This is a genomic window from Variovorax sp. Varisp46, from assembly GCF_059491885.1.
This window is the reverse complement of sequence record NZ_CP168515.1, coordinates 360,273-380,246: the sequence shown is the minus strand read 5'-3', so window position 1 is coordinate 380,246 and position 19,974 is coordinate 360,273. Positions and strand designations below refer to the sequence as shown.

Annotated in this window: 18 protein-coding genes and 1 tRNA gene; 3 read left to right on the top strand and 16 right to left on the bottom strand. The window is 61.7% G+C overall.

Features of this window, described 5'->3' with window-relative positions:
• Positions 1–40: 40 nt before the first annotated feature.
• The 7 genes from ACEN9N_RS01720 to ACEN9N_RS01690 form a co-directional block, all read right to left on the bottom strand.
• Positions 41–116, bottom strand: a tRNA-Thr gene (locus ACEN9N_RS01720).
• Between the two features lie 51 nt (positions 117–167).
• Positions 168–743, bottom strand: a complete 576-nt coding sequence (locus ACEN9N_RS01715; RefSeq protein ID WP_042673981.1) for a ClpXP protease specificity-enhancing factor — start codon at positions 741–743, stop codon at positions 168–170.
• Positions 744–900: 157 nt separating this feature from the next.
• A complete protein-coding gene (locus tag ACEN9N_RS01710; protein WP_007835362.1) occupies positions 901–1,512 on the bottom strand; it encodes a glutathione S-transferase N-terminal domain-containing protein in 612 nt (203 codons plus the stop codon).
• A 95-nt stretch (positions 1,513–1,607) separates the two neighbouring features.
• Positions 1,608–2,384 (bottom strand): cytochrome c1, encoded by a 777-nt coding sequence (locus ACEN9N_RS01705; RefSeq protein WP_007835359.1) that lies wholly within the window; start codon positions 2,382–2,384, stop codon positions 1,608–1,610.
• 35 nt (positions 2,385–2,419) lie between these two features.
• Entirely contained in the window at positions 2,420–3,856 is a 1,437-nt protein-coding gene (locus ACEN9N_RS01700; protein WP_007835358.1) for a cytochrome b, read from the bottom strand.
• A gap of 14 nt (positions 3,857–3,870) precedes the next feature.
• Complete coding sequence (petA, locus tag ACEN9N_RS01695) at positions 3,871–4,488, bottom strand: ubiquinol-cytochrome c reductase iron-sulfur subunit (protein ID WP_007835356.1); 618 nt, start codon at positions 4,486–4,488, stop codon at positions 3,871–3,873.
• Positions 4,489–4,687: 199 nt separating this feature from the next.
• A complete protein-coding gene (locus ACEN9N_RS01690; RefSeq protein WP_495655236.1) occupies positions 4,688–5,455 on the bottom strand; it encodes a LuxR C-terminal-related transcriptional regulator in 768 nt (255 codons plus the stop codon).
• 352 nt (positions 5,456–5,807) lie between these two features.
• On the opposite strand from ACEN9N_RS01690, the gene ACEN9N_RS01685 reads away from it, so the two are divergent.
• From ACEN9N_RS01685 to ACEN9N_RS01675, 3 genes are all read left to right on the top strand, one after another.
• Positions 5,808–6,110: a hypothetical protein gene (locus ACEN9N_RS01685; RefSeq protein WP_007835353.1), complete on the top strand. Its 303-nt coding sequence runs from the start codon at positions 5,808–5,810 to the stop codon at positions 6,108–6,110.
• Positions 6,111–6,244: 134 nt separating this feature from the next.
• Positions 6,245–6,871 carry a YjbF family lipoprotein gene (locus ACEN9N_RS01680; protein WP_495655235.1) on the top strand — a complete coding sequence of 209 codons (627 nt, stop codon included), beginning with the start codon at positions 6,245–6,247 and terminating at the stop codon, positions 6,869–6,871.
• Positions 6,868–9,888, top strand: a complete 3,021-nt coding sequence (locus ACEN9N_RS01675; protein ID WP_495655234.1) for a YjbH domain-containing protein — start codon at positions 6,868–6,870, stop codon at positions 9,886–9,888. Before ACEN9N_RS01680 ends, ACEN9N_RS01675 begins: the two co-directional genes overlap by 4 nt.
• A 92-nt stretch (positions 9,889–9,980) precedes the next feature.
• Here ACEN9N_RS01675 and ACEN9N_RS01670 read toward each other — a convergent pair whose 3' ends face one another.
• The 9 genes from ACEN9N_RS01670 to ACEN9N_RS01630 form a co-directional block, all read right to left on the bottom strand.
• Positions 9,981–11,216: a glycoside hydrolase family protein gene (locus tag ACEN9N_RS01670; RefSeq protein WP_495655233.1), complete on the bottom strand. Its 1,236-nt coding sequence runs from the start codon at positions 11,214–11,216 to the stop codon at positions 9,981–9,983.
• 29 nt (positions 11,217–11,245) lie between these two features.
• Complete coding sequence (locus ACEN9N_RS01665) at positions 11,246–13,234, bottom strand: polysaccharide biosynthesis protein (RefSeq protein WP_495655232.1); 1,989 nt, start codon at positions 13,232–13,234, stop codon at positions 11,246–11,248.
• 197 nt (positions 13,235–13,431) lie between these two features.
• Positions 13,432–15,690 (bottom strand): polysaccharide biosynthesis tyrosine autokinase, encoded by a 2,259-nt coding sequence (locus tag ACEN9N_RS01660; protein WP_495655231.1) that lies wholly within the window; start codon positions 15,688–15,690, stop codon positions 13,432–13,434.
• Positions 15,687–16,121: a low molecular weight protein-tyrosine-phosphatase gene (locus ACEN9N_RS01655; protein ID WP_495655230.1), complete on the bottom strand. Its 435-nt coding sequence runs from the start codon at positions 16,119–16,121 to the stop codon at positions 15,687–15,689. Before ACEN9N_RS01655 ends, ACEN9N_RS01660 begins: the two co-directional genes overlap by 4 nt.
• A 139-nt stretch (positions 16,122–16,260) precedes the next feature.
• A complete protein-coding gene (locus tag ACEN9N_RS01650; protein ID WP_007835340.1) occupies positions 16,261–16,650 on the bottom strand; it encodes a VanZ family protein in 390 nt (129 codons plus the stop codon).
• Positions 16,643–17,215 carry an acetyltransferase gene (locus ACEN9N_RS01645; protein WP_007835338.1) on the bottom strand — a complete coding sequence of 191 codons (573 nt, stop codon included), beginning with the start codon at positions 17,213–17,215 and terminating at the stop codon, positions 16,643–16,645. The genes ACEN9N_RS01650 and ACEN9N_RS01645 overlap by 8 nt, the downstream gene beginning before the upstream one ends.
• A gap of 23 nt (positions 17,216–17,238) precedes the next feature.
• Positions 17,239–17,799 carry a sugar transferase gene (locus ACEN9N_RS01640; RefSeq protein WP_007835336.1) on the bottom strand — a complete coding sequence of 187 codons (561 nt, stop codon included), beginning with the start codon at positions 17,797–17,799 and terminating at the stop codon, positions 17,239–17,241.
• The gene (locus ACEN9N_RS01635; protein WP_495655229.1) at positions 17,783–18,787 is read right to left on the bottom strand and encodes a UDP-glucose 4-epimerase family protein; all 1,005 of its coding nucleotides are present in this window, start codon (positions 18,785–18,787) and stop codon (positions 17,783–17,785) included. Before ACEN9N_RS01635 ends, ACEN9N_RS01640 begins: the two co-directional genes overlap by 17 nt.
• The gene (locus tag ACEN9N_RS01630; RefSeq protein WP_495655228.1) at positions 18,784–19,905 is read right to left on the bottom strand and encodes a glycosyltransferase family 4 protein; all 1,122 of its coding nucleotides are present in this window, start codon (positions 19,903–19,905) and stop codon (positions 18,784–18,786) included. Before ACEN9N_RS01630 ends, ACEN9N_RS01635 begins: the two co-directional genes overlap by 4 nt.
• Positions 19,906–19,974: the final 69 nt, after the last annotated feature.

Genomic DNA, 19,974 nt, shown 5'->3' with positions numbered 1-19,974 from the left:
AAAAACCCCTGGGCCGGTGAAGACCCAGGGGTTCTTTGCGTGGTGCCGCTTGTCGGAATCGAACTGACGACCTTCCGCTTACAAGGCGGGTGCTCTACCAATTGAGCTAAAGCGGCGAAATTCCAATGCGTGATTCTAGTGGCGCCAGCCGGGGTGGCCGGCCGCTGCTACTTGATGCGCTTGAGCGACGGCCGGGCGCCGCCACCGGCCGGCGGGCGCGGCGGCTCGTCGTCGGGATCGGCGGGCAAGCCGGTGTCGATGGCTTCGTCGGCGTCCTCGCCCGTCACCAGATGGACGATCTTGCCGGCATCGCCTTCGGTGCCGCGCGAGGCGTCACGCAAGGGCATGCGGGCCTGGCCCTGGGACGACGGAGATGCGGCGGACGACGGCACATCGCCTTGCTCGGTGCCGAGCGATGGCGCCGGCGCCGGAAACGCCATGCCCTGCCCGTTCTCGCGCGCGTAGATCGCGATCACGCGCCCCACCGGCACGCTGATTTCGCGCGCACTGCCCGCAAAACGGGCCTTGAACTCGATGAAATCGTTGCCGAGCTTGAGCGAGCTGGTCGCGTCGAAGCTGATGTTGAGCACGATCTCGCCGTTCTTCACGTACTCGCGCGGCACCTGGACGGTCTCGTCGACCTGCACCGCGACATAGGGCGTGAACCCGTTGTCGGTGCACCATTCGTACAGCGCCCGGATGAGGTACGGGCGGGTGGAGGACGACTCGAGCGCGTTGATCATGAAATTGGTACCGTGCAATCGCGAAATCGCGGCCTCGAATTGGCCACTGTCTCTTCGCGGAACACCGCGGAACCGGCTCTGCCGGGCCGCTGGTGTTGCCCCCGGAAGGGGGTTGGCGAAGCGACACGAAGTGCGCGAAGCCTGGGGGCGATCTTACTTACTTGCGCATGACCTTTTCGGAAGGCGTCAATGCTTCGATGTAAGCCGGGCGCGAGAAGATGCGCTCTGCGTACTTCAGGAGCGGTGCCGCGTTCTTGCTGAGGTCGATGCCGTAGTAGTCCAGGCGCCACAGCAGCGGAGCGATGGCCACGTCGAGCATCGAGAAGTTGTCGCCCAGCATGTACTTGTTCTTGAGGAACACGGGGGCCAGCTGCGTGAGGCGGTCGCGGATGTGCGAGCGGGCCTTTTCCAGCGCCTTCTCGTTGCCCTTGGTGGTGCGGTTCTCGAGCGTCGAGACGTGCACGAAGAGTTCCTTCTCGAAGTTGAGCAGGAACAGGCGCACGCGGGCGCGGTCGACCGGGTCGCCGGGCATCAGCTGGGGATGCGGGAAGCGCTCGTCGATGTACTCGTTGATGATGTTCGACTCGTACAGGATCAGGTCGCGCTCGACCAGGATCGGCACCTGGCCGTACGGGTTCATCACGCTGATGTCTTCGGGCTTGTTGTAGAGATCGACGTCGCGGATCTCGAAGTCCATGCCCTTTTCGAACAACACGAAGCGGCAGCGGTGGGAAAAGGGGCAGGTCGTTCCTGAATACAAGACCATCATGGCGAGAGACTCCTAAAAATCAAAAAGAGTGGGTCGCGTTGGCAACCCACTCTGTGGGACCGGATGCACGAGGCGCCCGGTCGGCGTGGACGGAACTACTTGACGTCTTTCCAGTACGAGGCGTTCAGTCGCCACACGAAAACCACCGACATGGCCAGGAACAGCAGCACCCACACGCCGATGCGGATGCGGGTGTTCTGTGCCGGTTCGGCCATCCATTGCAGGTAACTCACCAGGTCGCCGACCGCATGGTCGTACTGCACGGGCGTCAGGGTGCCGGGAGTGACTTGCTCCCAGCCCTTGAACACTTCGGCCTCATGGCCGTGCTGTTCGATCTTGGTGTAGACCGGTCGGCGCTCGCCCTGCAGTTCCCACAGGGGGTTCGGCATGGCGACGCTCGGGAACACGAGGTTGTTCCAGCCGGTGGCCTTGGTGTCGTCGCGGTAATAGGTGCGAAGGTACGTATAGAGGTAGTCGGCACCGGTGCCGCCGTGGCCGGCGCGCGAGCGGGCGACCAGGGTCAGGTCAGGGGGCGTGGTGCCGAACCATTCCTTGGCCTGGCGGGCATCGATGTTCGCCTTCATGGTCTCGCCGACCTTGTCGGTCGAGAACAGGAGGTTGTCCTTGATCTGCTGCTCGGTGATGCCGAGGTCCTGCAAGCGGTTGTAGCGCATGAAGGCAGCCGAGTGGCAGTTCAGGCAGTAGTTGACGAACAGCTTGGCGCCGTTCTGCAAGGCGGCCACATCGGTCGTCTTGTTGGGTGCCTTGTCCCACGCAATGCCCTCGGACTCGGCCGATGCCGCCGCGGAGAAGGTCAGGCCCAGTGCAAGACCCAGGACCGCGAGCCAGCCGGAAATGCTTTTCTTCTTCATCGTGTTTCTCTCAGCTCTCTTGGCGCTTGTGGTTCTCAATGGGCGGCGAAGACCACGCGCTGGGGCACGGTCTTGAACTCGCCCTTGCTGCTCCACCACGGCATCAGCAGGAAGAAGCCGAAGTACACGAGCGTGCCGATCTGCGAGATGGTCTGCGCGATGTCCAGCTTGAACGAGCCGATGGCCAGCTCACCCCAGACGCCGGGCGGCTGGATGCCCAGGTAGCCCAGGATCAGGAAGAAGAAGACGAACAGGCCGTACACATACTTGTGCCAGCCCGGACGGTAGCGGATCGACTTGACTTCGCTGTGGTCGAGCCAGGGCAGGAAGAACAGGATGATGACCGAGCCGCCCATGATCACCACGCCCCAGAACTTGGCGTCGAAATTCTTGAGCAGGAAGATCACGACAGCCGCAACGACGACGCCGGCGATCTTCAGGCCCATGCCTGACTTGCCCTTGACGAAGTTCCAGATGGCGGCTGCAGCGATGATCAGCGCGAACACGTTGACCATGTCGTCGGTGGTCGCGCGCAGCATCGAATAGAACGGCGTGAAGTACCAGACCGGGGCAATGTGGTTCGGCGTCTTCAGCGAATCGGCCGGAATGAAGTTGTTGTACTCGAGGAAGTACCCGCCGGCTTCAGGGGCGAAGAAGATCACCGCCGAGAAGATCGTGAGGAACACCACCACGCCGAAGATGTCGTGCACCGTGTAGTACGGATGCGACGGAATGCCGTCCAGCGGATGGCCATCGGGGCCGCGGTTGGCCTTGATCTCGATGCCGTCGGGGTTGTTCGAACCCACTTCGTGCAGCGCGATCAGGTGGGCCACCACCAGGCCGAGCAGCACCAGCGGCACGGCGATCACGTGGAAGCTGAAGAAGCGGTTCAGCGTGGCGTCGCTCACCACGTAGTCGCCGCGGATCAGCAGGGCCAGGTCTGGGCCGACGAAGGGGATGGCGGCGAACAGGTTCACGATCACCTGGGCGCCCCAATAGGACATCTGGCCCCAGGGCAGCAGGTAGCCCATGAACGCCTCGGCCATCAGGCACAGGAAGATCGCGCAGCCGAACACCCAGATCAGCTCGCGCGGCTTGCGGTAGCTGCCGTACATGAGGCCGCGGAACATGTGCAGGTACACCACGATGAAGAACGCCGAGGCGCCTGTCGAGTGGATGTAGCGGATGAGCCAGCCCCACGGCACGTCGCGCATGATGTACTCGACCGATGCGAACGCCTGGTTCGCGTCAGGCTTGTAGTGCATGACGAGAAAAATGCCGGTGACGATCTGGATCACCAGGACCAGCATCGCCAGCGAGCCGAAGATGTACCAGAAGTTGAAGTTCTTCGGCGCGTAGTACTTGCCCCACTGGTCGTTCCAGAGCTTGGTGAGGGGGAAGCGGTTGTCGACCCAGTTCAGCAGCTTCTCGCCGGCGGGTGCGTTGGGGGAAATCTCGTGGAATTCAGCCATGTTCTTGTTCCGCCTCAGGCCTTCTTGGAGTCTTCACCGATCAGGAGCTTGGTGTCCGACAGGTACATGTGCGGCGGCACCGGCAGGTTGTCGGGCGCAGGCTTGTTCTTGAAGACCCGGCCGGCCAGGTCGAACGTGGAACCGTGGCAAGGGCAGAGGAAGCCGCCTTCCCAGTCGGCGGGCAGCGAGGGCTGCGGGCCGGCCTGGAAGCGGTCGCTCGGCGAGCAGCCCAGGTGGGTGCAGATGCCGACCACGACCAGCACTTCGGGCTTGATCGAGCGGTGCTCGTTCTGCGCGTACTTGGGGGTGAATTCGTCGGGGTGGCGCTTGGAGAGGGGATCGGCCAGCTGGCCATCCAGCTTGGGGAGTTCCGCGACCTGCGCGGGGGTGCGCTTGAGGATCCAGACCGGCTTGCCCCGCCATTCGACGGTCATTTTCTCGCCGACCTTGAGTGTCGAGATATCGACCTCGACCGCAGCACCCGCAGCCTTGGCCTTCTCGGAAGGCTGGAAAGTGCTCACAAAGGGAATGGCGGTGGCCACGCCGCCCGCTACGCCGGCACAGCTGGATGCGATCAACCACGTCCGCTTGCTTGTGTCGATCCGGGGCGAGCCGGAGGTCATGTCACTCATGGGGATCCTCTTGTCTTCTTCGCTGGAGCAGGGCCAACCTTAACCGTAGCAAGGTCAACCAAGGATTGTAGCGGGGCGCCGGATGGATTTTCAACGGGCCCCAACCCGCGGAAGCGGCGCACAGGCGCGCGACCAGGCATTGCGCGCCATGGCGTGGACCGGCCGCCGCCCGCAAGCAGGCGGCACGAGCGCACCGGCCTCAGTTCAGAAGGCCGTGCTGCGTCGCCTCGTGAACCGCCTGGGTCCGGGATTTCACCGAGAGCTTGCGGTAGATGCTCTTGGCATGAAACTCGACCGTATTGACCGACAGGAAGACCGACTCTGCGATCTGCCGGTTGCTCCACCCTTGCGCGATCAACCGCAGCACGTTGAGTTCGCGCGGCGACAACAAACCGGACGCCGGCTGCGGCCGGGGCCGCGGTTGCGGAGGCGAAATGGCCGCGAATGGAGCAATGCCCTTCGTCCTGGCCGATGCCGCGATCGTGCCCAGGAGACGGCGTGCGACGCGCGAGTCCATCGGTGCACCGCCACGTTCGATCGAGCGCAGCTGAAAGGCCAGTTCGGCGTCGTCTGCCTCCGTCAGCAAGTAGCCCACGGCTCCCGCGGCAATGGCGGCATCCACCAGTTCGCGGTCGTCGGCCGCCGACATGGCGACACTCTCGATCCAGGGATAGGACTGGCGGGCATGTTGAATCAACGACACCCCGTCGCGGGCCGGCAGATTCATGTCGACCAGCATCAGGTCATAGGGCAAGGCTGCCAGCAGGTTGCGGGCTTCCGCCTGAGTGGACGCGACCACCACGCGCCGACCTGGCGCAAGTCCGCCCAGGATGCGCCGCATGCGCTCGGCCATGGCGATGTCTTCCTCAACGATCAAGGCACTGCGAAAAGTGCCGCCGTAGGAATTCCTGGGCGCTTCGAGCTCCAGCATCGACTGTGAAGACAACGGATGACAAGCAACACTCATGGCGACAACTCCGAACTAGAAATGCTCACTTTCGTTTCAGACACTGCAGGAACAATGCCTACGCAGAGCACTTTGAGTTGCAAATACCTCCGCCACGTCGAATGCCTTGATTTCATTGAGGAATGCGATGCTGCCAATGTGAATTTCAAGCGGCGACCGGCAGCGGCCTGCTTGTCGCGCCATCGCCGTTACGTCCGGCGCATCGAATGCGTTACGTAGCACCGCGAAACACGCCCGGGCGAAAGTCACGACTGCGTCCGTCCCCCGCTGTAGCAGGCGGGGGAATTTGTTGCGGCACATTTATGATGCTGTTAACCTCTTTGCGATAAACACCGAATTTCAAGGGATCAGCATGACGATTTTCAAGCTCTCAACGGCCATGGCCTTGGCCGTTCTGGCAACTTCTTCTGCTTTTGCTCAAACCCCCGGTGCGAGCGATAGAGCACAGATTATCCAGGGCGCGGCCGGCGCTGGTGGCGCCACCAATGCCGCAGTCGGACGAGTCAGCCCCCAAGTGGTGGGTGGCGTTGCCGCCGGCGTGGCGCTCGCTGCCGCCCTGGGCAGCAGCAACGGTGGCAATTCTGGCGGCGGCTTCGGCATTGGCCCTGGCGGCACGACAGGCACCGGCACCACTGGTACCACCGGCACGCGTTAATGCTGCGTGCCCTCCCCTCGGGAGGGCATTCGCTGAAAAGTCCGCGCGTAGGTTCCGCCACGCGATTCTTGAAACGTTGCCTTTGGGCAACGTTTTGTTTGGGCGTTGGCGGTTGCTCCTCCGGATCTTCTGCCATGCTGGATACGGCTCGCCTCCTCTATCGAGGAGCACCCGAATCGGCGCAACCCAACTTCAATCCCAACTACCGCTACCTGAAAACCGTCATTGACGGCCGAACCATTTTCATGGTCCTCGGCTATGTCGACAGGCGCGCCGAAGGGTCGGTGGAAGTCTGGTACAGCAGCTCCGGCGAGGTCGTCAAGCTCCTGAACGGCCACTTGGCAGGAACCACCGGCCTCAGCATCGACTGGCGCACCGTGCGCTTCTCTTCACTTCCTTCATGGCAAGCCGACTCGGGCACTTCTGCTTCGCAAGAGCAGCGGTACAGGCGCGAGCGGGATCTCATGCCGGGCTATCGCTTCGGCATTCGCGATGAAGTCGTTCGTACACCGATCGCACCGCCCGGCGACAGCGCCCTCTCCGGGACTGCCGCCAACTCCTTGCAATGGTATGAAGAGCGCAGCGTGTCGTTGCCCGCAAATTCTTCGCTGCCGAACGCGCGCTTTGCCGTCTCGCTTCTTTCAGGTACGCCTCAAGTCGTGTACTCGGAGCAATGCATTTCCAACGACTTCTGCATGAGCTTCGAGCGGTGGACACCTCCCGCGCCAGCAGCCGGCTCTCCGGCGGGCGCCGGGACATGAGAGCCCCGATTCGCACGCGCAGCAAACACCACTGGCCCCGTCACGTGGCGGTCGCCTGCGCGTTGGCGGCGAATTTCAGCGCGCTGGCACAGACTTGGGACAAGACCGCAGCCAACGCGCCGGCCAGCGATGCCGACGTGCGCCCCGGCGAACGCCTGAGCACCTGGTTGCTGCGCCAACCCGAGGGTGCCGCTGCGCCCGGCCTTGCATGGCGGGTCCCGCAGGAGCGACTCGCGCAGCAATTCCTCAAGAACACCTTGCTGGTTCGCATCGAAGCAGCGAACCGGCTCGCGGCGCGGGCCGATCAGGTCGAGCGGCTGAAGCTGATCACCTGGCTGCAGCAAATGCCAGTCACCGGCCGGGTGGCGCTCGGCGTGGTCGACCCGCGATGGCTGCAGGCCCATCCGGAAGAAGACCCAGTCCTGAGCGCCGGCCAGCAACTCGTCGCGCCGCCGGCCGACCTGAAGACCGTTGCCGTCGTCCGACCGAACGGCGAGCTTTGCCACGTGGCGCACGAAGCCGGCCGGTCCGCATGGGACTACGTCACGGCATGCGAACCCGTGGGCTCCTACGATTGGGCATGGGTTGCCCAGCCCGACGGCCGCACCGCTCGCGTGGGCGTTGCGCCATGGAACAGCCAACCCTCCGATGAGCCGGCCCCGGGCGCGTGGATCTGGGCCGCGCCGCGCGACATGGCCGACCTGGTCGCCGCATCCGAGGGAATCATCAAGTTCCTGGCAACGCAGGGACCTGCGCCACAAGGCAATGACAGCCTCGCGGCGGCATCGCCCGCGCGGATGGATCCGCAGGCTGCGGCAGCCCCTTCAACCACGGCATCCGTGCGCCCGCAACCCGTTCCGCAATACCAGCCCTACCGCGCCAGCGGCAACGACTGGGGCGAAACCGGCTTGCTGCAGACGCCCACAGCCCGAATGGGCCAGGCCGGCGACTTCCGGACCTCCCTGACCAACGTGCACCCGTATTCGCGGCTCAACGTGATGTTCCAGCCGCTGGACTGGCTGGAGGCCGGCTTTCGCTACACGTCCATCAGCAATCGCGCCTACGAAGCCAGCACAACCGGCCAGAGCAACAAGGACAAGAGCATCGACCTGAAGGTGCGGCTCCTGAGCGAGTCCGCCTATGTGCCAGAACTCGCACTGGGCTTTCGAGACCTTGGTGGTACAGGCCTGTTTTCTTCCGAATACCTGGTTGCCAACAAGCGCCACGGCGACCTGGATTTCAGCCTTGGCATCGGCTGGGGATACCTGGGCAGCAGCGGCAACATCCGCAACCCGCTGATCGCGCTGAGCAGCCGATTCAGAACGCGCCCCGGTCGTTCATCGTCAACGGGGGGCGAGGCGAACTTCGGCTCCTACTTCCGCGGCCCTGCGGCCCTGTTCGGCGGCGTGGTGTGGCGCACCCCCTGGGAGCCGCTGACCGTCAAGCTCGAGTACGAAGGCAACGACTACCAGCACGAGCCGCAGAACAACAACCAGCGGCAACGCTCCCCCTTCAACATCGGCCTCGAGTACCGCTACTCGCCGAACGTGGCCTTCAGTGCCGGCTTCGAGCGCGGCAACAAGGTGATGGTTGGCATCACCTTGTCGACCAACGTCGCATCGATGCGATCCAGCAAGGTCGCCGATCCGCCCCAGCCACGCTTTACACCAGAAGCACCCGCGAATCCGCCCGGGTGGGCATCCACGGCTGCCGAGATCGAGTCCCGTACCGAATGGACGGTCCAGCGCATCGCGCCGCAAGGCAGCGGCCTGCACGTCTGGATCACCGAGAGCAACACCGTCTATCGCGAAGCGCGCGTGCAGCAAATCATTGCCGTGCTGCATCGCGATGCACCGGCATCGGCAAAGACGTTCATCCTGCACTACAACGAACGCGGCCTGGCCATGCACGCACAGGTCGTCGACAGGGCCGAATGGGTGACGGCGCACTACCAGGCGCAAACGCCCGCCGAGAAACGGGCCGTCAGCCAACGCGAGTACGCACCGCCGCAGGACAACAGCGAAGACCGGCTCCTCGAGTTTCCGTCGAAGAACGCGGCCACAACCGGAGCAACGAGCACCTCGCAGCCCGCCGAACCCGCGATGGCTGCCTGGGAGCATCGTCCCCAGAAATTCTTCTTCGGGTTGACGCCCAGCTTCTCGCAGATCCTGGGCGGGCCCGATGCTTTCGTGCTCTACCAGCTCGGTGTCCAGGCAACGGCCGAGTACCGCTTTACGCGGAGCACCTGGGTGAATGCCGCGCTGAACTGGCGACTGGTGGACAACTTCGACAAGTTCACCTACACCGCGCCCAGCAACCTGCCGCGCGTGCGAACCTTCCAGCGCGAGTACGTCACGTCGAAGCGCTTGACCATGCCGGTGCTTCAGCTGACCCACGTGGGCCGGTTGAACGAAGACCAGTACTACAGCGTGTATGGCGGTGCGCTCGAACCCATGTTCGCGGGCGTCGGCGCCGAATGGCTGTACCGGCCGTGGCGCAGCAAGTTTGCCCTGGGTGTCGACATCAACCATGTGCGGCAGCGCGACTTTGCGCAGGACTTCGGCCTGCGCGACTACAAGGTCAACACCGGCCATGCCACCCTGTACTGGGACACCGGCTGGAACGGCGTGCAAGCCAGGGTCAGCGTGGGCCAGTACCTGGCCGGCGATCGCGGCGTGTCCATCGACATCAGCCGCCGCTTCGACAACGGCGTGACGATCGGCGCCTATGCCACCAAGACCAATGTGTCGGCGGCGCGGTTCGGCGAAGGCAGCTTCGACAAGGGCATCTACATTTCGCTGCCATTCGACGCGCTGCTGCCGCGGTCCAGCAAGTTCTCCGCAAACTTCACCTGGGCTCCCCTGGTGCGGGACGGTGGCGCAAAGCTGGGACGAATCAACCCGCTCTACGAAATGACGACCTCGCGGGACCCGAGGGCGTTCAGCTTCTCGCCGCCGGACGACAACAAGCCCAAGGCGGGGGACAACATTCTGGATTTCGGGCCGGCGCAGCAATAGCAAATGTTGGGCGGCATCCTTTGCGGATGCTGCTCTTGCTGATTTCGGCCTCTACTCGGCGCATCGCAAACGCAGCTGAAGTGCGGCCGTCGTTATTGCTCGAGATGCACAACCGCATTTGGCATAAACATCGGCGCACCGGGCGGCATCCGCCCCATCTTCCGAATAGTCACGTCCTGGATAGCCGTGGCACGGGCGGTGAAATCATTGATGACGATCGAATTGACGATGGCGGTATTTGGCGTTTGAATCATCGGATTCTCAATCAAAATACCGCCCATCAAATAGGTATTTCGCGACCCCAATGCCCTGGAAATTAAGAAGGGAGCGCTGGTGGCGGCCGACTTGGACGCCGACGTGTTGTTGTCGATGACGGTGGGGCTCAGGACTTTGATGCGCAAACCACCCAAACCCCATTCTCGAAAGGCCATACCGTTAGATTTGGCGCGCTTTGAAAGGGGGGAGAGAATCTCAATTAAACCAGAAAGGTCCCCGGTGCTAGGATCATAGTAAGCACACTCGATGGCTGTGGTAGATCCATCGTCCTCATGATTTGAGATTCGAATATCGACGGTTCTTTCACTTGCTCCCGCCAGCGCGTTCAGAGAAATCGCAATCCCATCGCCTGCGCAGTTAATTGTTTTTGGATTATTGATTCTTACGAAATCAAGGCGATCCGTCTTGAAATTCGGCTCTATATCGAGGCCAGCCTGCGGAGCAGTTCCATTTGTGTTTTTCCATACGGGATCGTCAACCACCAATCGCCTGACTGAGATAACCGACATGCCCTGACGGCGGTTATTGTCGGCGTGATGATTGCGGATGTAGATATCTTCGCAATAATCTTGAGCTTTGGTACTTCCGATGTAAATGCCATCGCCCCAGCAGTTGATAGTGATTGGATTGATGATTTTCACTTGTCCCGTGGTTCCGCAAATGGAGATTCCCATCCCCCACTCGCCACCACCAGCCTTATTGAGGTCTCGCCGCCCGTCGATACGCGCATTCTCGATTAAGACGTTTCCAACATCGTGCAGTCGCAGAATCTGATATGCCTTCGCCGAATGCGCAAGCAATTCAAGCCGCGCATTGTTTTCGAAGATGATGTGCGAATTCGAGGGAATAGTGATACCAACCGCCGTCAGACGATAGACCCGCGAAAGCACCAACCGCTTGCCTATGGACTCGTTGACGGCCCTCTGCAGAGCAGCCGTGTCGTCAGTAACTCCGTCCCCGATTGCACCAAACCTCTCCGGAGTCAAACCTTCAATAGCGCCCACACTCAGCGGGGCGACGGCGAGCGTCTTGAGAAGCTCACGACGTTGCATGGCGGCGCGCCTCTTCCAGAAAATTCAATTCAAACCGCTACCACGATCGGTGACGCTGAGTTCCCGCCGCTAACGACACGCTCCTTTGCCACCAGTGGCGAAATCGCATCTCGCACCCGATGCCGCTCCAGATGCACCCAGTCGACCACTTCCACGTGCGGCTGATAGCCAGCCAGCATTTGCTTCAGCGCAGCCTTCAAGGCTGGAACATCGCTGCTTTCAAGCGTTGCCTTCAGCACATCGAATTGGCGCCAAAGCTCTTCCCACGGTGGGCAATTTTCGTGCGCCTTCATCACGCGCGGATGCACCGTGGGCATGGCGTTGTTGCCGATCAACAGCTCTTCGTACAGCTTCTCGCCGGGGCGCAAGCCGGTGATGTGCAGTTCTATGTCGCCTTCGGGTGTTGCCTCGTCGCGCACGGTGCGCCCCGAGAGCTCCACCAGCCGACGCGCCAGATCGATGATGCGCACCGGGTTACCCATGTCGAGCACGAACACGTCGCCACCCCAAGCCATTGCGCCTGCCTGGATCACCAGCTGGGCGGCCTCGGGAATCGTCATGAAATAACGCGTGATGTCGGCATGCGTGAGCGTGATTGGCCCACCCGCTTCAATCTGGCGCCTGAACAACGGCACCACCGAACCACTGGAACCGAGCACGTTGCCGAAACGGACCATCGAGAAACAGGTTTCGGTACTCTGCTGCGCCAACCCTTGCAACGCCATTTCGGCCAACCGCTTGCTGGCCCCCATGATGTTGGTCGGCCGAACAGCCTTGTCCGTGCTGACCAGCACGAAGCGCCGGACCTTGCACTCCATTGCCACTTGCGCCGCGGTGAGCGTGCCGATCGCGTTGTTGCGCACTCCTTCGATCGGGTTGTGTTCGACGAGGGGCACGTGCTTGTAAGCGGCCGCGTGATAGACCGTGTCAGGGCGCCACGCATGCATGATCTCGCGCAGCCGGCGGGCATCGCACACCGAGGCCAGGAGCGGGATGACGCGCACTTCAGGCGCAAGCTCCTCGAGCTCCTGGTGAACGGCATAGAGCGCGTATTCGCTCAAGTCCACGAGCAGCAGGATCGATGGCGAAAGTTGGACGATCTGCCGGCAAAGTTCGCTGCCGATGGAGCCACCAGCCCCGGTAACCAGAACCACCTGGCTGCGAATGTGCTTGTGCAGCAAGTCGGCCACCGGTGCCACCGGATCGCGGCCCAGCAGGTCTTCGATATCCACCTCGAGCAGGTCATTGAATTGCACCCTGCCGTTAACCAGATCGGCCATGGCCGGCAACGTTCGCACATGCAAACGCAGCGGCAAGAGCCGATTCAAAATTTCAACGCGACGCAAATGGCTGGCCGACGGCATGGCCAGCAACACATCGGTAATGCCCTGCTTGGCGGCGTTCTGCTCCAACCATTCAACCGAGTGAATTCGCACGCCGTTGAGCGTGTTGCCCTGAAGGTGGGCCGCATCGTCCACAAAAGCACAAAGCATCATTTCGCGGCTTTGCGCCAATGCCGCGGCCAGCTGCAGGCCGGCGCCGCCAGCACCGTAGATCACCACTTGCGGCAGGGCCTTGCGATGAAGTGCGCTCATGTACAGGCCGCCCAGCCAATAACGAGCAAACATGCGGCAACCCGCAATCGCGAGGAAGAGCAACAGCGGCGCCAGAATGCCCACCGTGCGCGGCACACCCTTCACGCCGACCACGGAGAACATCAGTGCATAGCCGATGCCGAATACAGTGCAGGCCCGCACGATCGCCATCAATGCAGCGCTGCCGGCATAGCGAAAGATCGCCCGGTACAAGCCGAAGACCACAAAAAGCGGCAGCGCCAAGACCACGGCCATGACCGGCGCGGACCATTGCACCCCGCGCAGGGTTACCCATTGCTCATACCTAAAACTGAACGCCAGCCAAACGCAAAGCAAGCACAAAGCCGCATCCACGGCCAATGCCAGCAAGCGTTTGGCAGGACGTGGCAGCGCAAGCAGCGGGGCAGCCAAACGATTGATCACCTGAGTTCCACCCGCCGGAAGCGTTGTTTCATTTCTTCATTTTCCGTGAAGAAATACCAGGGCACACCCCCTGTTCTGGGTATTCCGCCACGGTCAGATGTGAGTTTGTGTATTTTTTGTGTCGAGACAGGTGGCGTGGTACTGAAGAAGATTTCCCTTTCTTCGAACCGAAGCCATGCTCAGTACAAGCTGCAAACTCAAGCCGCTTCCTTGTACTTGTACTCGGTATAACGGTAGCCACCGTACTTGTAGCCGTAGCTTCCGTAGTGCCTGCGCGAGAGGTCCATGCCGTTGAAGACCACGCCGTTAACTCGCTGCCCCGCGTGCGCCAGGCGCTTGACGCTCTCATTGAGCTCACCAAGTTGCGTGAGGCCGTCGCGAGCAACCAGCAAGATGGCCCCGGTATGTGCAGCCACTGCCGCGGCATCAGCCGCAACCAGCACCGGCGGACTGTCGATCACCACCAGGTCGTACTGGGCAGACATGGCATTCAGCAAGTCGCCCAGCCTTGACGACAACATCATGTTCGCCGGGTTAACTGGGTAGTTACCGGTCGTAAGAACGTCGAGGTTAGGTACGACCTGGGCATGGATCGCCTGCTCTGTGCTCATGTCTCCCACCAGCACCTCGGCCAGGCCGCCCTGCCGCGGAAGGCCGAAGGCTTTCTGGATGTGCCCCTTGCGCAAGTCGGCATCGATCAGCAGCACGCGTTTGCCGGCCTGCGCCATGATCACTGCGAAGTTGCCCGAAACAAAGCTCTTGCCCACGCCCGGCGTCGCACCAGTGATGAGCACCCGGTTGTTCCCGGATTCCATCATGGTCAGCTGCAGGGAGATGCGCAGGTTGCGCAAGCTCTCTATGGCGACACTTCCCGGCTCGGTGACGGCCAGGACCTGCACGCCGCCGGCACCGCCGGCAATGCGCTGAAGGATCTTCTCCTGTTCGACGGCAAGGGGGACAACGGAATAGACGTTCAATCCGAGACGATCTTCGATCTCTTGAGGATTCCGAATGCCGTTGGCCATTTTGCTGCGCAGGATGGCCAGCGAGATGCCAGCCAACAAACCCAGCACCAGCGACAGCGCCACAACCAGCTGCTTCTGTGGCTTCACAGGCCTCTTGGGCTCGGTAGCCTTGTCGAGCAAGCGCACGTTGCCAACCTTGCCTTCCTTGACAAGGCGCAACTGCAGCGAACTGTTGAGCAGCGATTTATAGAGTTCGCCGTTGACGCGAACGTCTCGCTCCAGCCGCAGCGCGTCTCGCTGCTGAACAGGCATGGCGCTCACACGGCGGTCGATGCCATCGAGTTCATGGCGGAAGGCAGCGATTTGCCCGTCGACCACGCGCACCTTGGGATTCGTTTCAGTAAAGCGCGCGAGCAGTTCGCGTCGCAGTTGCTCTGACTCGAGCTTCTTGGTCTCCAACTGCACCGCCTGGCTCAAGATTGCCTTGGCTTCCTCATCGAAGGCAACGGTTCCGTTCTTGTTCCGGAAGTTCGCGTACGCATCTTCTGAGCCTTCGAGCTGCTTCTTGAACTCGGGCAACTGCCGGTCGAGAAATTCGAGCGTCTTCTCTGCCTCGGCTGCCTTGCGTTCGATGTTTTGATGCACGTACTGCGCGCCGATTGCGTCAAGGATGCGCCGCAAGCGATCGCGGTCGCTGTCCTCAAGGGTCGCGCTGATCACGTTCGATTGCTTGCCCTGCTCACTGAGTTGGATCCGCTTTTGCAGATCCTCGGTGGTGGCAAGCACAGAAGCGCGAGAGACGACGAACTGCGCGCCGGGCTTGCCGTCGAGCTGCGAGACGATGAGCACGATCGTGCCACCGGGCGCCTGCCGACTCAGCAGCTTGCCGACTGTGCCGGTCAGCGGCTCCACCAAATCGGGGTGAGCAAGCGTGTACCGGCCATCGGCCTGTGCGGTAATGGTGAAGGGCGCCTGATCTTCAAACTCGGAGGGAACGTCGAACTTCGCGATGTTGATCGCCTCCGTGCCCGAGACGTAACCGCTCGCCCCCAGAAAACCGGGCTCTGATAACTCCTTGGAACGGCGGGCGAGCCACTTGCCGATCACCGGGATATATCGTGGCCGTGCGTCGATGTACAAGCGTGTTGCCTCCACCGCCCCGCCCATGATCATTCGCGACCGAATGATCTGGATTTCGCCAGTGGCTGGCGTCTTCACGTCGAACAGGCTTCCTGTATCGCCAAGAAAACTCTTCGCATCGGGCGCGGAGTCCTCGACCTGAACCAGCAGGTTGGACTGATAGATGGGCGTTGACAGCACCGTGTAGGCGACACCCAGCGCGACGGCGACGAACGTGATGCCCGCCACCAACCACTTACGGTCGATGAGGATGTCCAGGTATTCGGACAGATGAATTGCATCGTCATCGTCGTCGCGCAGAGGCCCGGCAACGGCAACCGACGAGGGGGATGGGGTAGCAAGGGAAGTCATGAGAGTTTTCTTATGCGTTCGACCCACGCACTGGCGCCGGCATCGATGAGTTGCAGGGCTTGCTCGAAGGCCGGTCGGCCCAAGCGATAGGGGTCGGGGATGTCGACGCGTGCAACCTCACCCAGACGGAACAATTTGCCGCGCGTGAGCGGGTGACGCTGGTTGATTAGCAGCCGCTGCTCTTCATCCATGACAAGGATCAGATCGGCCTGCTGGCACATCAGATTGGTCAGTTGGCGCGCGCGGTGGGCCTCGATGTCGAGCCCGCGCTCGGCCATGAGTTGACGCGCAATGGGATCAGCCGGCTGCCCCACCAGCGCACCAACGCCGGCCGAAGCTACCTCGAGCTGCGGCAAGGCAGCGGCGATCAAGGCCTCTCCCATCGGGCTGCGGCAGATGTTGCCGATACATACGACCAGAACGGACTTCATGACGCGGGACGGCCCAGCAGGTCAGCGACATCCGGTGGTCGCACAAGACTATTGATCACAATTAGAAAGCTCCCCTTCCGGCAACATTTTAGTTGCCAACTCTCACGAACCGGCTTCAAGGCGCGAGCACAGTCGGGCATCAAACACGCTCGGGCGGGCGACGCCATGCCAAGCGAGCCAGCAACTCGCCAAGTAAGAGTCCAATCCCGTCGGCCAGCAAGTCTCCCCACTCGGCAAACCGGTCAGGCGTGAAGGACTGCAGCACTTCGATGAATCCGCCATAAGTCAACAGCGCCGCGAGAACGACGACCGTGCGACCCGGGTAAGCACAATGACCCAAAAAGCCCAGCACGGCGTAGGCAAGCAAATGATTGGTCTTGTCCCATCCGGTGGAAGGTAGCGAGGTACTGACCGGCACGAGCGAAAGCACAAGAATCGCGATGGCGCTGCTCCAAAACGCGAGACGGAACAGCAAGCCAACTTGTCGCCTCGTCATTTTTTCTTTTTTGCGTGCTACGTGATCAGGCATGCACTACCTCGCCCGGGTGCAACGTGCGATCTGACGCCACCCTTGCCCCATAAGCTAGAGCGGCTCCCACCGGCATCCACGCGCGGCGGCCCAGCAGGCTGCCACCGGCCATTCCCGCATTCACACCCAGATGAGCGAATGGCTCCACTGTGCAGTCGTGATCGATCACGGCCCCGCAGTTCACGATGACACCTTCACCCAGTTGGGCACCTGTGCCCACGATAGCTCCGGCCATGACGGCGCTCCCCTGGCCCACGGTGGCTCTGGGCGATACAGTGGCTGCAGGGTGGATGACCGTTGCCAAAGCCAGCCCCTCAGCTTGAACGCGCTGGTGCAAGGCCTCGCGCGACGCGTTGTTGCCAATGGCCACAACCACTGCATCGACTTGGCCTCGGCATGTACCCAATATGGCAGTTGTTCCCCAAACAGGCCAGTCCCACAACCGCTGCGAGGGCACGGCAGCATCATCGAGGAAAGCCGTTAACGCGTAGTCCCGGCGCAGCAACACTGCCTCCGCGACGGAACGCCCATGGCCACCCGTGCCGATGATCAGCAAGCGTTTCATCGCCATTCCTTGTGTATTTGCGTTCAATGCGTCACACCGTCACGGTTCATCACTTTGACGAAGGTGCGCCAGAGAATGCGAACGTCGAACCAGAAAGACTGACGCTGAAGGTATTCAACGTCAAACTGAACCTTGATTGGAATTGGCAACTCGTCACGCCCGTTGACCTGAGCCCAACCGGTAAGGCCAGGCACCAAGAGATGCACACCATGCTGGGTACGCAACCCGATCAGATCTGCCTGATTGAAGAGCGCCGGGCGCGGCCCGACAAAACTCATGTCCCCAACCAGAATGCTCCACAACTGCGGCAACTCATCCAGACTGCTCTTGCGCAGAAAGGGGCCGATAGGCGTCAGGTACACCCCGGGGTCGGATAGCAGGTGCGTAGCCACCGCCGGCGTGCCAACCCTCATGCTGCGGAACTTCGGCATCTTGAAGATGCGGTTGTTGCTGCCCACGCGGTCGGACCAATAGAGAGCAGGTCCGCGCGAAGTGAGGCGCACGGCCAGCGCAATCACGACCACCGGCAGCAGCAACACCATGGCCGCGCAGAGCGCGAGAACCAGATCAAACAGACGCTTCATTCAAGTACCCTTCCGCCGCCCTCTTCAAACCCTCTTCGACACTGAGGGGCGGCGCCCATCCCAGCCGTTGCTTTGTGTCCGAGATATCCACTTGTAGCGAGCCACAGAGCCGTTGCGCAACACTGCGACGGCCTAGCACGGCGGCACCGAGCTCCAACCAGCTAACCGGCACGGGCAAGAGCCGCGCCGGTCGTCCCATCGCCTGCCCGAGGCGTCGCAGCAACTGGGAAGTCGAAAGGTCTTCGTCATCCGAAACCAGAAAGATCCGGTTTGCCGCAGCCGGGTGAGATATGCAGGTCACCAGCAGATCGACCAGATTGCCGAGTGCCACCATGCTGCGGCGGTTGTGCTCGATTCGGCCCAACGGCAGGGGCAAGCGACGCGCAACCGCGCCCATCATGGCGCGGAAGTTCGCCCCGACGCCGCGCCCATACACCAGCGGCGGACGAACGATTGCCACTTCCATTCCGGAGTCGATAGCCAACTGGCGCAAACCTGCTTCGGCCTCGTGCTTGGAGATTCCGTACGCATCCTGCGGCGCCGGCGCATCATCCACCCGGAAAGGCCTTCCGACCGCCGTCGCTTCGCCGTTCACCTTGATTGAGCTGACAAAGACAAAGCGCCTGACACCCGCCGCGGCAGCCTGCCGTGCCAAGTTCAAGGTGCCTTCCACGTTCACCGAACGGAATGCGCTCAGCGGGTCTTCCGCGGTGTCCTGCATCACATGCACACGGGCGGCGCAATGGACGACTGCGTGGGTCCCTCGCAGCGCTTCGCTCCAATCGGTGCCGCTGGACAAATCCCCCACCGCGCGCTGTTCAATCGAAGCCGGCAGACGCCGACTCTGCTGCCGGACCCCGGCCACGATTTCGAATGAAGCCATCGACATCGCACCTGCGCTCGAAACGCTCGACGAGCCGGTGGTCATCAACCGCCGAATAAGCTCGCTGCCCACGAAGCCGGTAGCGCCGGTGACAAGAACCCTCACGCGACCACCTCTTCCCACACCTGCATGGTTTTGGCTGCAACAAGCTCCTGCGAGAACTCTTGTTCGACCATGAGACGCCCTTGTGCGCCCATTTGTTCGCGCATCGCGCGATCACTCATGAGCGTCTCGAGTGCATTGGCCAAGGCCGTGATATCGCCGAACGGAACCAGGAGCCCGTTCTTGCCATCAACGACGACCTCTCGACAACCTGGCACATCGAACGTGACGATCGGCCTTGAGCAACTGGCAGCTTCGAGCAACGCCTTGGGCAATCCTTCGCGATAAGAAGGCAGGCACACCACGTGCGCATTGGCCAGCACCGAGGGCATGTCATTGCGGTTTCCCCAGTACTCCACCACGCCCTCCGCCTCCCAGGCTTTCAGGGTCTGCAGCGGAACACACGATGGGTTGTGGTCGTCACGGCCGCCCACCAACGCGAATCGCGCGCGGATACCGCGTTTTTGCAGGAGTCTCGCAGCCGCTACAAATTCGGCCACGCCCTTGTCCCACAACATCCGCCCCGGAAGCACAACGAGCATCTGCTGGGCGGACTCCGGTGTCGCGAGGAAAGCGTTCACATCCACCCCGGCGCCACGGATCAGCCGGATTTTTTCTGGCGCAATGATCTTCGCGTTCGACAACACCTGTGCGTCGTCCGGGTTCTGCAGAATCAAACGGGTGGTGGGATTGCGAAATGCAGCGCGAAACGCCTGGACGATGAACGGGCGCAAACACCGTGCAAGCATCTTCTGCGAAGAGAACACATATCCAAGGCCTGCCAGCGCAAACACCCTGCCCCCCGATTTTTTGGCCTTGCCGGCCATTGCGCTGTACAGGACGGGCTTGAGCGCCACGGCGTGCAGAACGTCAGGCTGAAACGCCTTGATGGCGGCGCGCACTTCTTTCAGCGCGCGCCATTCAGTCAACGGATTCTTGGAGCGCCGCTCCAGGAGCCACGGGAAAACCTCAATCCCCGACTTCTCCAGCAGTTCCGCGTGGCTTGAGATGCGACACAAGACCGCAACGCGATAACCTGCAGCCTTTGCGTGCAATGCCAACTGAAGACGATGGGAAACGAAGTACCAGTCTTCCGATATGACAAACATCAATCGCTTCATGGTGTCACTGACTCCTGCTCCGGCAACCATGCTCGGAACAGCACACACCAAAATTGTTGCTGCCAATTG

Bases quoted from the DNA above. Each gene is read 5' to 3' on its own strand.
- ACEN9N_RS01640 (WP_007835336.1), bottom strand. From the start codon at position 17,799: ATGAAGCGTCTGTTTGATCTGGTTCTCGCGCTCTGCGCGGCCATGGTG.
- ACEN9N_RS01650 (WP_007835340.1), bottom strand. From the start codon at position 16,650: ATGCCTGATCACGTAGCACGCAAAAAAGAAAAAATGACGAGGCGACAA.
- ACEN9N_RS01670 (WP_495655233.1), bottom strand. From the start codon at position 11,216: ATGCAACGTCGTGAGCTTCTCAAGACGCTCGCCGTCGCCCCGCTGAGT.
- ACEN9N_RS01680 (WP_495655235.1), top strand. From the start codon at position 6,245: ATGCTGGATACGGCTCGCCTCCTCTATCGAGGAGCACCCGAATCGGCG.
- ACEN9N_RS01700 (WP_007835358.1), bottom strand. From the start codon at position 3,856: ATGGCTGAATTCCACGAGATTTCCCCCAACGCACCCGCCGGCGAGAAG.
- ACEN9N_RS01715 (WP_042673981.1), bottom strand. From the start codon at position 743: ATGATCAACGCGCTCGAGTCGTCCTCCACCCGCCCGTACCTCATCCGG.
- ACEN9N_RS01655 (WP_495655230.1), bottom strand. From the start codon at position 16,121: ATGAAGTCCGTTCTGGTCGTATGTATCGGCAACATCTGCCGCAGCCCG.
- ACEN9N_RS01660 (WP_495655231.1), bottom strand. From the start codon at position 15,690: ATGACTTCCCTTGCTACCCCATCCCCCTCGTCGGTTGCCGTTGCCGGG.
- ACEN9N_RS01645 (WP_007835338.1), bottom strand. From the start codon at position 17,215: ATGAAACGCTTGCTGATCATCGGCACGGGTGGCCATGGGCGTTCCGTC.
- ACEN9N_RS01690 (WP_495655236.1), bottom strand. From the start codon at position 5,455: ATGAGTGTTGCTTGTCATCCGTTGTCTTCACAGTCGATGCTGGAGCTC.
- petA (WP_007835356.1), bottom strand. From the start codon at position 4,488: ATGAGTGACATGACCTCCGGCTCGCCCCGGATCGACACAAGCAAGCGG.
- ACEN9N_RS01710 (WP_007835362.1), bottom strand. From the start codon at position 1,512: ATGATGGTCTTGTATTCAGGAACGACCTGCCCCTTTTCCCACCGCTGC.
- ACEN9N_RS01685 (WP_007835353.1), top strand. From the start codon at position 5,808: ATGACGATTTTCAAGCTCTCAACGGCCATGGCCTTGGCCGTTCTGGCA.
- ACEN9N_RS01630 (WP_495655228.1), bottom strand. From the start codon at position 19,905: ATGAAGCGATTGATGTTTGTCATATCGGAAGACTGGTACTTCGTTTCC.
- ACEN9N_RS01675 (WP_495655234.1), top strand. From the start codon at position 6,868: ATGAGAGCCCCGATTCGCACGCGCAGCAAACACCACTGGCCCCGTCAC.
- ACEN9N_RS01705 (WP_007835359.1), bottom strand. From the start codon at position 2,384: ATGAAGAAGAAAAGCATTTCCGGCTGGCTCGCGGTCCTGGGTCTTGCA.